Origin of the sequence: Ruegeria sp. HKCCA5929, from assembly GCF_013034525.1 — a bacterium.
GTDB lineage: Bacteria > Pseudomonadota > Alphaproteobacteria > Rhodobacterales > Rhodobacteraceae > Ruegeria.
The window spans coordinates 29,088-41,018 of sequence record NZ_WQGE01000001.1; the positions used below are offsets into that span (position 1 = coordinate 29,088).

10 protein-coding genes are annotated in these 11,931 nt (G+C 57.0%); 7 read left to right on the forward strand and 3 right to left on the reverse strand.

Annotated elements, in window-relative coordinates; genetic code table 11:
- Positions 1-200 precede the first annotated feature (200 nt).
- Genes xylB through GOV90_RS00150 form a run of 3 tightly spaced genes read left to right on the forward strand, consistent with a single transcriptional unit; the run spans position 201 to position 3,900 of the window.
- Complete coding sequence (gene xylB, locus GOV90_RS00140; RefSeq protein WP_171089154.1) at positions 201-1,661, forward strand: xylulokinase; 1,461 nt, start codon at positions 201-203, stop codon at positions 1,659-1,661.
- Positions 1,658-2,605 carry an aldose epimerase family protein gene (locus GOV90_RS00145; protein WP_171089156.1) on the forward strand — a complete coding sequence of 316 codons (948 nt, stop codon included), beginning with the start codon at positions 1,658-1,660 and terminating at the stop codon, positions 2,603-2,605. Before xylB ends, GOV90_RS00145 begins: the two co-directional genes overlap by 4 nt.
- The gene (locus GOV90_RS00150; protein WP_171089158.1) at positions 2,602-3,900 is read left to right on the forward strand and encodes a cytochrome-c peroxidase; all 1,299 of its coding nucleotides are present in this window, start codon (positions 2,602-2,604) and stop codon (positions 3,898-3,900) included. The genes GOV90_RS00145 and GOV90_RS00150 overlap by 4 nt, the downstream gene beginning before the upstream one ends.
- Positions 3,901-3,907: 7 nt before the next feature.
- Here GOV90_RS00150 and GOV90_RS00155 read toward each other — a convergent pair whose 3' ends face one another.
- A complete protein-coding gene (locus GOV90_RS00155; protein ID WP_171089160.1) occupies positions 3,908-5,419 on the reverse strand; it encodes a CRTAC1 family protein in 1,512 nt (503 codons plus the stop codon).
- A complete protein-coding gene (locus tag GOV90_RS00160; RefSeq protein ID WP_171089162.1) occupies positions 5,409-6,626 on the reverse strand; it encodes an ROK family transcriptional regulator in 1,218 nt (405 codons plus the stop codon). Before GOV90_RS00160 ends, GOV90_RS00155 begins: the two co-directional genes overlap by 11 nt.
- 192 nt (positions 6,627-6,818) lie before the next feature.
- On the opposite strand from GOV90_RS00160, the gene xylF reads away from it, so the two are divergent.
- From xylF to xylA, 4 genes are all read left to right on the forward strand, one after another.
- Entirely contained in the window at positions 6,819-7,799 is a 981-nt protein-coding gene (gene xylF, locus GOV90_RS00165; RefSeq protein WP_371732105.1) for a D-xylose ABC transporter substrate-binding protein, read from the forward strand.
- Between the two features lie 75 nt (positions 7,800-7,874).
- The gene (locus GOV90_RS00170) at positions 7,875-9,173 is read left to right on the forward strand and encodes a sugar ABC transporter permease (RefSeq protein WP_171089167.1); all 1,299 of its coding nucleotides are present in this window, start codon (positions 7,875-7,877) and stop codon (positions 9,171-9,173) included.
- On the forward strand, positions 9,173-9,970 hold the full coding sequence (locus tag GOV90_RS00175) for an ATP-binding cassette domain-containing protein (protein ID WP_171089169.1): 798 nt from the start codon (positions 9,173-9,175) through the stop codon (positions 9,968-9,970). The genes GOV90_RS00170 and GOV90_RS00175 overlap by 1 nt, the downstream gene beginning before the upstream one ends.
- A 10-nt stretch (positions 9,971-9,980) precedes the next feature.
- Positions 9,981-11,288 (forward strand): xylose isomerase, encoded by a 1,308-nt coding sequence (xylA, locus tag GOV90_RS00180; protein WP_171089171.1) that lies wholly within the window; start codon positions 9,981-9,983, stop codon positions 11,286-11,288.
- Between the two features lie 44 nt (positions 11,289-11,332).
- On the opposite strand, the gene GOV90_RS00185 is transcribed toward xylA, so the two are convergent.
- A complete protein-coding gene (locus GOV90_RS00185; protein WP_171089173.1) occupies positions 11,333-11,758 on the reverse strand; it encodes a VOC family protein in 426 nt (141 codons plus the stop codon).
- Between the last annotated feature and the right edge of the window lie 173 nt (positions 11,759-11,931).

The following is an 11,931-nucleotide window of genomic DNA, read 5'->3' on the forward strand; positions in this document are numbered from 1 at the left end:
CATTGAAATGGCCCGTGGGTGTGAGTTTGGCAACTCGACGCTGGGTGATCTTCTGCTTTGACGCCTTTAGCGCTCGGGATACCACACAAAAAAGATGTCGCATTCCTTGAATTTGGCGTAAGACGTTAGCGCAAACTGTTTTGCAAGAAGCCAGCAATAGCCTGGTCGTAAATTGCGACGGACAAAAAGGGGGAGAGCAGGTGTATCTTGGTCTGGATCTGGGGACATCCGGTCTCCGCGGTATTGTTGTGGACGACGGCGGGCGTGTGCTTGCGGATGCCGAAGCGGGTGTTGAAACCTCAACGCCGCGCTCTGGCTGGTCGGAGCAAGCGCCATCGGACTGGATCAAGGCTTGCCAAAACGTGGTTGTCCAATTGCGCCAGTCGAATTCCGCAGCGTTTTCTGCTGTGCGTGCCATTGGGTTAAGCGGGCATATGCATGGTGCCACGTTACTTGACCACGAAGGCTCGGTGTTGCGGCCATGTATCTTGTGGAATGACACGCGATCCGCGTCCGAAGCTGCCGAGTTAGACGGTTCCACCGGGATGCGCGAGGTTACAGGGAATATCGTTTTTCCAGGATTTACGGCGCCAAAGCTGGAATGGGTGCGCGTACATGAACCCGAGATCTTCGAAAAAGTGTCTAAGGTTCTGCTTCCCAAGGATTACCTGCGTTTTTGGCTCACAGGCGAATATATCAGTGACGTGTCGGACAGTGCCGGGACAGCGTGGCTGGATGTTGGTCGCCGCGAATGGTCTGACACGGCGCTTGAGCTGGGGCATATGCGCCGAGATCAGATGCCTCAACTGGTAGAAGGCAGCGCAGTTGGAGGGCAATTACGGTCCGAGATCTTGCAGAGCTGGGGCCTGACCGGGCCTGTACTGATTGCAGGAGGAGCAGGAGATAACGCTGCAGCAGCCTGCGGTATCGGCTGCATCCAAGAAGGCACGGGTTTTCTGTCACTGGGAACTTCGGGGGTGCTGCTGGTGGCGAAAGAAAGCTATGCGCCCGCGCAGGAAACGGCGGTTCATTGCTTTTGCCACGCGGTGCCAGACCGTTGGATTCAAATGGGTGTCATCCTGTCCGCCACAAACAGTCTGAACTGGCTTTCACGCAACGTTGGGCAGCCTGTTTCAGCGCTGGCGTCTGCCTTGCCGGACCGGATCGATGGGCCCTCGGATACGACTTTTCTGCCTTACCTGTCGGGCGAGCGGACACCCCATAACGACAGCGCCATCAGAGGGGCTTTTCTGGGGCTGGATATAGCGGCGGATCCCAAGGCGCTGACACAGTCTGTGACGGAAGGCGTCGCCTTTGCCATGCGCGATTGTCTTGAGGCGCTCAGGGGTACGGGAACAATGCCCCAAAGTCTTCTCGTCGTGGGGGGCGGGGCACGATCGCGGTTTTGGCTGGAGACGCTGGCGACTGCTCTGAACACACCGCTGGCTTTGCCCAAAGGAAGTGAGTTTGGCGCAGCGACCGGTGCGGCACGTCTGGCCGCCTGCGCATCTGAAGGGGCAGATCCAAAGGACATTATGACCCCGCCGGACATTTCAGAGGTCATTATGCCCAGAACAGAACTGTGCGATGGGTATGATGAAGCGTACGAACGCTATCGCCAATATTACAGGGCCCTGTCGCCGCTGTCGGTGCAAAGATGACGGATCAGTCTTCTGCGACCATTGAGCGGGTCACCTTGCAGGACGGTGACATGTCTGTTGCCTTGCTGAACTATGGCGCGATCACACAAGGTTGGTGGATGGGACAAACGCCTTTGATACTGGGCTATGACTCTCCGCAAGAATACCTCACAGATCCGTATTACCTTGGCGCAACTGTCGGACGCGTGGCCAACCGCATCAGCGGAGCCCGGTTCGACTTGCTGGGTGAAACCTGTCGCCTGACCGCAAATGAGGGGCAAAACACCTTGCATGGCGGCGGGACCAGGTTGTCCAGAAGACACTGGGATTTCCGTGAAGTTTCTAGAAATCAAGCTGTTCTGTCCGTGGTTTCACCCGACGGCGACGGTGGCTTCCCCGGCTCAGTGCGGTTTGAGTTAGGCGTAGAGCTTAAGTTCCCGCGCCTGAACTATACGATCACCGCGCAACCGGATCGACCCACGCCGATCAGCATCGCGCAGCATAATTATTACACTCTTGGCTGTTCGCAGGGCATTCTCGATTGTCGTCTCAAATTAAACGCCGATCAGTTTCTGGAACTAAACGAAAACGCTGTTCCCACAGGCCGCATTCTGAACACCAAGGACGAAAACCTGGATTTCTCGAACAATCGCTTTATTGGTCAACAAGCAGCCCATCTTGACCATTATTTCGTGTTTGCGGACGGGAGAGATGTGAAAATGCCTGTGGCAGAAGTCGACGCACCAACGGGTTTAAGTATGAAAGTCTATTCCGATCAACCCGGTGCTCAGGTCTATGCGGCGGCGCATTTGTCGGATCCGTTCAGACCTGGGGCAGCGCTTTGCATTGAACCTGCCGGATACACAGACGCGGTCAACCATCCCGCGTTCCCGTCTGTGATCTGCACGCCGGAAAGGCCTTATCATCAGAAACTTACGTTAGAGATAGACGGGGTGCGCACATGAGAGGTCAGATTTCGGCGGCCGTTGCCGGCCTGTGGCTGTTCGTACCCGCAGTTCACGCGCAGGACCTTGGCCCGGTTCCGACATTTGTTGAGCCGGATCTGGAACGTGTCGAGTTGGGGCAACTGCTGTTCTACGACCCCATCCTGTCGGGAAACAAAAACATCAGCTGCGCGACCTGCCATCATCCTGAACTTGGCACATCTGACGGGCACTCGCTTGGAATTGGCGAAGGCGGCGTTGGGCTTGGGACAGAGCGCAAGATCACTGAGGACAACACGCCCGAACAACGGATTCCGCGAAACTCTCCGGGCTTGTGGAATTTAGGCGCGCTGGAGTTCACGACCTTTTTCCATGATGGGCGGTTAGAGGCTGATCCGATACAGCCAAACGGCATCCGAACACCGTTAGGAACGGATATGCGGCCCGGTTTTCAATCGGCTCTGGCCGCGCAAGCGATGTTCCCGGTGCTTTCACCCGACGAAATGGCTGGGCACTATTCCGAAAACGAGGTGAGCAAGGCCGTGCGACTTGGCTTGTTGACCCAGGAGGGAGGGGCCTGGGACCTGATCGCGGCCCGGGTGGCGGCGATACCGGAATATTCGCAGCGGTTTGAGGACATCGCGCCCGGGGAAGAGATCACCTTTACCGCCATCGCCAATGTCATCGCGGATTTCATCGCGTTTGAATGGCGGGCAGATAACAGCCTTTTTGACCGCGCGATGCGGGGTGAAGAAACTCTGCCCGCGAGAGCGCAATTGGGTATGACACTGTTTTACGGTGAGGCCGGGTGCAGCAGTTGTCATAGCGGATGGTTCCAGACGGATCACAGTTTCCATTCCATCGCCATGCCCCAGATCGGCCCCGGAAAAGCGGCCCGTTTCGAAAACCACGTGCGCGATGACGGACGGTTGCGCGTCACGGGCGATACAAAGGATGCGTTTGCCTTTCGTACACCTTCGCTACGGAACGTGACGTTGACCGCGCCTTACGGGCACAGCGGCGCATATACTAAGCTTGAGGATGTGGTGCGCCATCATTTGGATCCGGTGGCAGCCTTGCGCAATTATTCGGTCGAAAAAGCCAAACTGCCCGGATTTCATGGGGCCGAGGATGCCCAGGCCATGCAGGACCCGGCACACGTCGAAGCGATTGCCGCTTCTAACACACTGGCTCCTGTTAGCCTGAGCGACGATGACATCAGCGCCATCCTGAGTTTCCTCAGTACTCTGGAGGACCCGGCAGTTCGGTTGGGGGTGCCCAAGGCAGTTCCCAGTGGTTTGCCCGTTGACCAATAGTCAGCGGTCAGCGGCTAAGACGTATCACCTGATTGGGGTTTGCGGTCTGCCAATCACTTGCCTTGCCATTGGGCCAGATCACCCTGATCTGCAAGCTTTCCGCATCGCCCAAGCCAAAATGGTGAAATCCAGCAATGCCACTGGCATGGCCGCCGCCAACTGTGACTTCCCGCGTCTGCACTTTGCCGTCCGTTTTGACCTCGATAAAACTGCCAACAGCCAAGCGATTGGGTTGCGCTTGACTCAGATCTACCATCAACCAGTTGCCGTCCTGTGGCGTGTTCTGAAAAACCTCCAGCGGAGAGCTGCGATTGACCACCACCATGTCCAGCCAGCCATCCCCGTTCAGATCGGCCAAGGCTCCGCCACGGGATTTTTGCATAGAAGCGACGCCTGCGTCTGATGCTGTTTCGACAAACTGACCATTGTCGTTTTGCATCAGCAGGTTGTTTGGATCAGTTTGCGCAGCGTCGGGCATCTGCTCGACGTTACCTTTGGTGACAAAAATATCGTCCAGCCCGTCATTATTCACGTCACCAAACTGCGCATGCCAACCGGTTGAAGGGCGACCATCTTCACCTATATGCGGCCTGTGTGCTGTTGTTCCCCGATCATAGGTCGCATCCCGCCATGTCGGTCCCGCAGTTGACGGATCAAATGTTTGGAATTTCTGATCCCCCATCGAGGTCAGGTAAACGTCTGGAAACCCGTCTCCGGTCAAATCGCGCGAGGCGATACCCATGCCCCAGATCGAATAGGGCAGCCATCCGTCCGCCTGACCATACAGACGCGGGGTGTCTTCCATCGCCCACAATTGCTCTTGCCCGCCGCGCACATAGTAGTGTCGGTCGTTACTGACACGAAGGTCCGCGCGCCCTGACCGCGCCCAGTCCGAAAACAGAAGCGAGAGGGAACAATGCCCGGGTTCCAGATGGACGGGTGCGCCATAGGCTTCGCCGTCCGGCCGGTACAACACGGTTGGTCCACAAGTCTCAAACGGTCCGTCCGGATCGCTGCGGTCAACATAAGTACCAAACGCCAGCGTAGGTAGCGCTTGCCCGTTTTCCCAAGTGGCCGAGAAGCCTGTGGTCCAATGATCCGCGGAATGGAAGTTCAACGTCGTGAAAGGCGCGAATGTGCAATCCGGCCCGCCGCGCAGCAACAGATCGGGACCGACCCGCAGAATTGCGAGATCAAGCTGCCCGTCGCTATCTACATCCAAAGGGTACGCGCCGGTCACACCCGTCAGGGATAGTGCGCTGGGCGTATCTGCTTGAAACCGAATATCTGCCTTGGACAGGTTAACAAATAGCTGCGCGGGATTGGAGCCTCCGGCGGCGTAAAGCTCGGGGCGGTTGTCGCCGTTGCAGTCGAAGACGGCGACCCCGCCGCCGACGAAATGTTCCCAGCCACCGTCATACACGTGGGGCGGAACGTCAACGCCAAGAAACTGCGGGGAAGGTACATCGGCAGAAACGGTTGTTGCTGTGATCAGCAGGAAAGCCAGACTAGTTCGCATGTGCTGCCAATTCCCTGACTTTCAGGATTGAGACCTGTTCGATTCCATAAGCAGCCGCTCCCTTTGCCCACATTGAATCCCCCCAGTGGTTCACTTTGATTTCGGGTAAGGGCGCGTCAACGCTGACGACACCGCTTTTGACGCGCGCCATGACCTCCTCTGAATGCAGGTACTCAAAACTTCCGCGTGTTCCGGACAGAATAATGCATTCGGGGTCGAACAGATTGATCAGGTTCGAAAGACCCATTCCAAACATCTGCCCGGCACGCGCCAAAACCGAGATCGACCTTGCATCCCCGGCTTTTGCGGCTTCGAGAATATCGGCAAGTGTTCGCGGGTCCGTGGCTTGGCTTGCGATCGTCGCTTCACGGATCAGGGCGTATTCTCCGACATAAGCCTCAAGGCAGCCGCGCTGCCCGCATTGGCACAGCGCGCCGTCCAGTTGAACCTTCAAGTGCCCGAACTCTGCCCCGCAACCGCGTTCGCCGCGATAAAGCTTGCCATCAAACACAATGCCCAGACCTATCCCATGTTCAATGGTAACGACCAGAAAGGTCTTCAGCCCTTTGCCCAACCCAAAAAGCTGCTCGGCTTTGGCCACCAGATTGGCATCGTTTTCGATAAAGGCGGGGCAGGGCAGGGCCTTGGACAAGAGCGGGCTCAAGTCCACATTACGCTCGGTTAAAGACGATGACCAATGAACAAAGTTCTTTTCAGCGTCGATCAGCCCTGCGATGCCGATGCACACTCCGGACAGATCCGTCAGCGAACGATGCGCCGCGTCGCAGGCATGGGACAGGGCCGTGTAGATCATCTGTGTGAAGCCCTCGGGTGCCATGCGTGCCTCATCCAACGGATGGATATAGGACGCGATTTCCGTACCCTCGAAATCCACCAAAATGACCGAGATCTGATGCCGGGCGACTTTCACGCCAGCGATCACGTGGCATCCACCCTGCAGCTTGAGAAGCACACGCGGTCTACCGCGACGCGCGGATTTTGACGGCGACTCCCCTTCAATTTCCTGGATAAGACCGGCGGACAGCAGGTCTGCCGTGGCCGAGGTGACCGTAGCAGGGCTGGTTTCAAGCGCGGTGGCAATGTCGATTCGCGAGATGGCTTCCGTTGCGCGAATCTGTTCCAGCACCCGCAACCGGGTGATGTTTCTTTGGTCCGTGGCGTTTGAAGAAGCTTTGCTTTTCAGCATCTTGCCCTCGCGAATCTAATCCCTGTTTCAACCTAGGTGGTTTTTTCTGTTACCGATAGCATAAATATTTTACCGACTGAAATAAATATGCTACTCAGAATTATCGGGGCCACGAATCATGAAGCGATGGCTCAATGAAACCGGGAGGAAATCATGAAAAGAATTCTCAGCGCTTCCGCTTTGGCGGTGTTGATGGGTACGGCCGCTTTTGCCGAACCTGTTGTGGGCGTCAGCTGGTCGAATTTCCAGGAAGAGCGTTGGAAGACCGACGAAGCCGCGATCAAAGCCGCGCTTGAGGCGGGTGGAGCCGAATACATTTCGTCGGATGCGCAATCATCCTCGGCCAAGCAGTTGTCGGATATCGAGAGCCTGATTGCCCAGGGCGTTGATGCGCTGATCATTCTGGCGCAAGACTCTCAGGCCATTGGTCCGGCGGTTCAGGCCGCTGCTGACGAAGGCATTCCAGTCATTGCCTATGACCGCCTGATCGAAGATGACCGGGCGTTTTATCTGACCTTCGACAACGTCGAAGTTGGTCGGATGCAAGCGCGCGCAGTATTCGACGCCATGCCCAAGGGTAATTACGTGATGATCAAGGGTTCGCCCACCGACCCCAACGCGGATTTCCTGCGTGGTGGTCAGCAAGAGATCATTCAGGGCGCCGTTGACAGTGGCGACATCGTGATTGTGGGTGAGGCTTATACTGACGGCTGGCTGCCTGCGAACGCGCAGCGCAACATGGAGCAGATCCTGACTGCCAACGAAAACAACGTTGATGCCGTGGTCGCCTCGAATGACGGTACTGCTGGTGGCGTTGTTGCTGCACTGACCGCACAAGGTATGGACGGTATTCCGGTCTCGGGCCAGGATGGTGACCACGCGGCGCTGAACCGTGTTGCCAAGGGTACGCAGACCGTCTCGGTCTGGAAAGACGCACGTGAGCTGGGCAAAGCTGCCGGTGAAATCGCGGTTGCGTTGAGCAGCGGAACCAGCCCTGCAGATGTCGAAGGCGCGATCAGCTGGACTTCGCCCGGCGGCACCGAGATGAACTCTGTCTTCCTGGCTCCTGTGCCGATCACCAAGGACAACCTGACAGTTGTGGTCGACGCGGGCTGGATCCCGCTGGAAGACCTGTGCCAGGGCGTCGAAAACGGCCCTGCGCCTTGTAACTAAACCAAGTTCCAAACCATAATGTCTCTGGCCCGCAAGGGTGGGCCAGAGATCATAGCTGAACATGAAAGATCGGATATGACCGAAACTTCGTCTCAGCCGGTACCCCAAAAAGCAAAGGCCAACCTGTTCCAGCAGCTGGAACTGGATATGCGGCTATTGGGCATGATCGGCGCCTTCATCATCCTGTGCATCGGCTTCAACATCGTTACGGACGGCCGTTTTCTGACACCCAGAAACTTGTTCAACCTGTCGATCCAGACCGTTTCGGTTGCGATCATGGCCTGTGGCATGGTGTTTATCATCGTCATGCGCCACATTGACCTTTCGGTCGGCGCACTTTTGGCGACCACATCTGCTGTGATGGCGATGACCCAGACCGAGCTGTTGCCCAACGTATTGGGAATGGGTTTGAACCACCCGGCGACCTGGGCGATCACGTTGGTTGTGGGCCTTGTAGTGGGCACATTAATCGGCGCGTTCCACGGTTGGATGGTGGGCTACCTGACCATTCCAGCCTTTATTGTGACGCTTGGCGGTTTTCTGGTCTGGCGCAACGTGGCCTGGTACATGACCGATGGCCAGACAATCGGTCCGCTGGACAGCACTTTCCTGATGTTCGGGGGGACAAACGGCACGTTGGGAACAACCGTCAGCCTTCTGTTCGGCCTTGCCGCCACTGCTATTGCGATCTGGGCGTTGTGGAGCGGCCGCCGGTCCAAAGCCGCCCATGGGTTTCCTGTGAAACCTGTTTGGGCCGAAACGACACTGGCTGGGATCATTGGCATCGCCATCATGGGCTATGTCCTGATTGTCAACAGCTATGCGATCCCGACCCGCCGTCTGGAACGGATGTTCGAAGCGCGGGGTGAGACCATGCCCGAGGGGCTGATTGTTGGCTACGGCATTCCGATCTCGGTCCTGATCCTGATCCTTGTGGCCGTGACATTGACGGTTGTGGCCCGCAAAACCCGCTTTGGCCGCTATATCTTTGCCACTGGCGGCAACCCAGACGCGGCAGAGTTGTCGGGTATCAACACCCGGATGATGACCGTCAAAATCTTTGCTCTGATGGGGTTCTTGTGCGCGCTCTCAGCCATTGTGGCCTCGGCTCGTCTGGCCAACCATTCGAACGACATCGGCACGCTGGATGAACTGCGCGTGATTGCTGCGGCCGTAATCGGTGGAACCGCTCTGTCGGGTGGTATCGGCACGATCTATGGTGCAATCCTTGGCGCTCTGATTATGCAGGCGCTGCAATCTGGTATGGCCATGGTCGGAGTTGATGCGCCGTTTCAGAACATCGTCGTCGGCTCTGTTCTTGTCTTGGCCGTCTATATCGACATCGTCTATCGCAAACGTCTGGGGGCGAAATGATGCAAGCTCAAGAAACACAGAACCAAGCATCGGGCCGTGGCTCCGGCCAGCCTCCGCTTGTGGAAATGCGCGATATCTCGATTTCTTTCGGGGGCATCAAGGCGGTGGACCACGTCTCGGTCGATCTGTACCCGGGCGAAGTTGTGGGCCTCTTGGGCCACAACGGGGCCGGTAAGTCCACTCTGATCAAGGTGCTTTCGGGTGCCTATCAGATGGACTATGGTGAAATCCTGATTGATGGCAAGAAGGTTGAGATCAACAATCCGCGTGACGCGCGGGCCAACAATATCGAGACGATCTATCAGACGCTGGCGCTGGCGGACAATCTGGATGCAAGCTCGAACCTGTTTTTGGGGCGCGAGATGGTCACGCCCTTTGGTCTGGTCAATGATGCTGCGATGGAGGCTGAGTGCCGCAAGATCATGGCGCAGCTGAACCCAAACTTTCAGAAGTTCAACGACCCGGTTTCGGCCCTGTCAGGCGGTCAGCGGCAATCGGTGGCCATTGCGCGCGCGGTGTATTTCAACGCACGCATCCTGATCATGGACGAGCCTACGGCCGCGTTGGGTCCTCATGAAACGCAAATGGTGGCGGACCTGATCCAACAGCTAAAGGCGCAAGGCATCGGGATTTTCCTGATTGACCACGATGTGCATGCGGTGATGGAGCTGTGCGACCGGGCCTCGGTCATGAAGAACGGGCAACTGGTTGGTACCGTGGACATCCCTGATGTCACCGATGACGACCTGTTGTCGATGATCATTCTGGGCAAGAAGCCCGGCGAAAAGACGGAATGAGGTGAACGAGATGACGAGCGGTTTCTTTCAAGGGATCGAGCAGGTCCAATTCGAGGGCGAGGGCAGTAAGAACCCGCTCGCATTCCGTCACTACAACCCGGACGAGATCGTCATGGGCAAACGCATGGAGGATCACCTTCGTTTTGCCGTGGCTTGGTGGCATTCGTTCGCGTGGGAGGGCGGGGATCCGTTTGGCGGCCCCACTTTCGAACGCCCCTGGCACCCGCAAGACGATATGGGGCGGGCCAAGATGAAGGCCGATGTGGCCTTTGAGATGTTTGAAATCTTGGGGCAACCTTACTTCTGCTGGCATGACGCGGACATTCGCCCCGAACAGGGTAACTACGCGGACAATCTGCGGACACTGAACGAGATCACCGACTATATCGGTGAAAAGATGCAGGTGTCGGGCACCAAGCTTCTGTGGGGCACGGCCAATATGTTCAGCCATCGCCGTTGGATGGGCGGTGCCAGCACCAACCCTGATCCCGATGTCTATGCTTTTGCCGCAGCCACGGTGAAATCCTGCCTGGACGCCACCCACAAGCTGGGCGGCGAGAACTATGTGCTTTGGGGCGGTCGTGAAGGGTATGAGACGCTGCTCAACACTGACATGAAGACCGAGCTGGATCATATGGGCCGGTTCCTGAACATGGTGGTCGAGTACAAGCACAAGATCGGGTTCAAAGGCGCGATCCTTGTTGAGCCCAAGCCGCAGGAACCGTCAAAGCACCAGTATGATTTTGACGCCGCTACGTGCATCGGTTTCTTGCGTAAGTATGGGCTTGAGGATGAGGTCAAACTGAACCTCGAACAGGGGCACGCGATCCTTGCGGGGCATAGCTTTGAGCACGAGATCGCCGTGGCCGCAGCCGAAGGGATGCTGGGGTCCATCGATATGAACCGGAACGATTATCAATCGGGTTGGGACACGGATCAGTTCCCTAACAACACGCCCGAAGTCGCGCTGGCCTATTACCACATTCTGAAAGCGGGCGGGTTCACCACAGGGGGCACCAATTTCGACGCCAAGCTGCGCAGACAATCCATCGACGTCGAAGATCTGATTGCCGCGCATGTGGGCGGGATGGACATCTGTGCCCGAGGTTTGAAAGCAGCGGCTGCAATGCTCGAAGATGGCGGTTTGGAACAGGCGCTGGCGAACCGCTACGCAGGCTGGAAGACGCTCAAGGGGCAAGCGATGCTGGCTTCGGGCCTTGACGAGATTGCCGCGCGGGTTTTGGCTGAGGGGATCAATCCGCAGCCGAGATCAGGGCGACAGGAAATACTGGAAAACTACGTCAACAGATTTGTCTGAGGACCAGGGTCCGGGAGAGGGCGGTTGGTTCCGCCCTTTACGGTTCAGTCGTCCTGAACGACCTGCTGATGGACTTCGATCACATTGCCTTCGGGGTCGTGAAAGAACACTTGATGCCATTCTTTCGCAAATGTGGTCCCATAGTCTGAATAGGGGATGCCGCGGTCGTCCAGCAGCTTCAGGAAGGCGGGCAGATCATCGGTGCGAAAGGCGATATGGCCGCGCTCGACAGGGTTGATCACCCGCCCGTTCTTGAAGGCTACGTCAAATGCGCGCTGGGCCAAGTGCATCTGCATGTTGCCCTCGGTCGCAAAGCGGATTTTGCCGTCATAGCCGCTGTCTTTGTCAGCTTCGGTGCGCGGGAAATTGTCTTGCGGGATATCATCCAAACCCAGCACGTTAGTGTAAAAATCATGCATACGATCAACATCATCAGCCACGAAGTTGATGTGGTGGAATTCCAGTTTCATGCTCTGCCTCGCCTCGGACAATAGGTGTTTGGGCAGTTCTAACACGTCCTCATGGGGCTGTGGATGGCAAAACGGGATGGCGGGTTGCGTCGGGTGTTCGTCAGCGACCACAAAGATCGGAACGAAACCGTTGACGCGTGGCGGTGATCTGTGATGCTGGCGAGATAACACAC

Coding starts and splice junctions, on each gene's coding strand:
- GOV90_RS00145 (WP_171089156.1), top strand. CDS start 1,658: ATGACGGATCAGTCTTCTGCGACCATTGAGCGGGTCACCTTGCAGGAC.
- GOV90_RS00150 (WP_171089158.1), top strand. CDS start 2,602: ATGAGAGGTCAGATTTCGGCGGCCGTTGCCGGCCTGTGGCTGTTCGTA.
- GOV90_RS00155 (WP_171089160.1), bottom strand. CDS start 5,419: ATGCGAACTAGTCTGGCTTTCCTGCTGATCACAGCAACAACCGTTTCT.
- GOV90_RS00160 (WP_171089162.1), bottom strand. CDS start 6,626: ATGCTGAAAAGCAAAGCTTCTTCAAACGCCACGGACCAAAGAAACATC.
- xylF (WP_371732105.1), top strand. CDS start 6,819: ATGGGTACGGCCGCTTTTGCCGAACCTGTTGTGGGCGTCAGCTGGTCG.
- GOV90_RS00170 (WP_171089167.1), top strand. CDS start 7,875: ATGACCGAAACTTCGTCTCAGCCGGTACCCCAAAAAGCAAAGGCCAAC.
- GOV90_RS00175 (WP_171089169.1), top strand. CDS start 9,173: ATGCAAGCTCAAGAAACACAGAACCAAGCATCGGGCCGTGGCTCCGGC.
- xylA (WP_171089171.1), top strand. CDS start 9,981: ATGACGAGCGGTTTCTTTCAAGGGATCGAGCAGGTCCAATTCGAGGGC.
- GOV90_RS00185 (WP_171089173.1), bottom strand. CDS start 11,758: ATGAAACTGGAATTCCACCACATCAACTTCGTGGCTGATGATGTTGAT.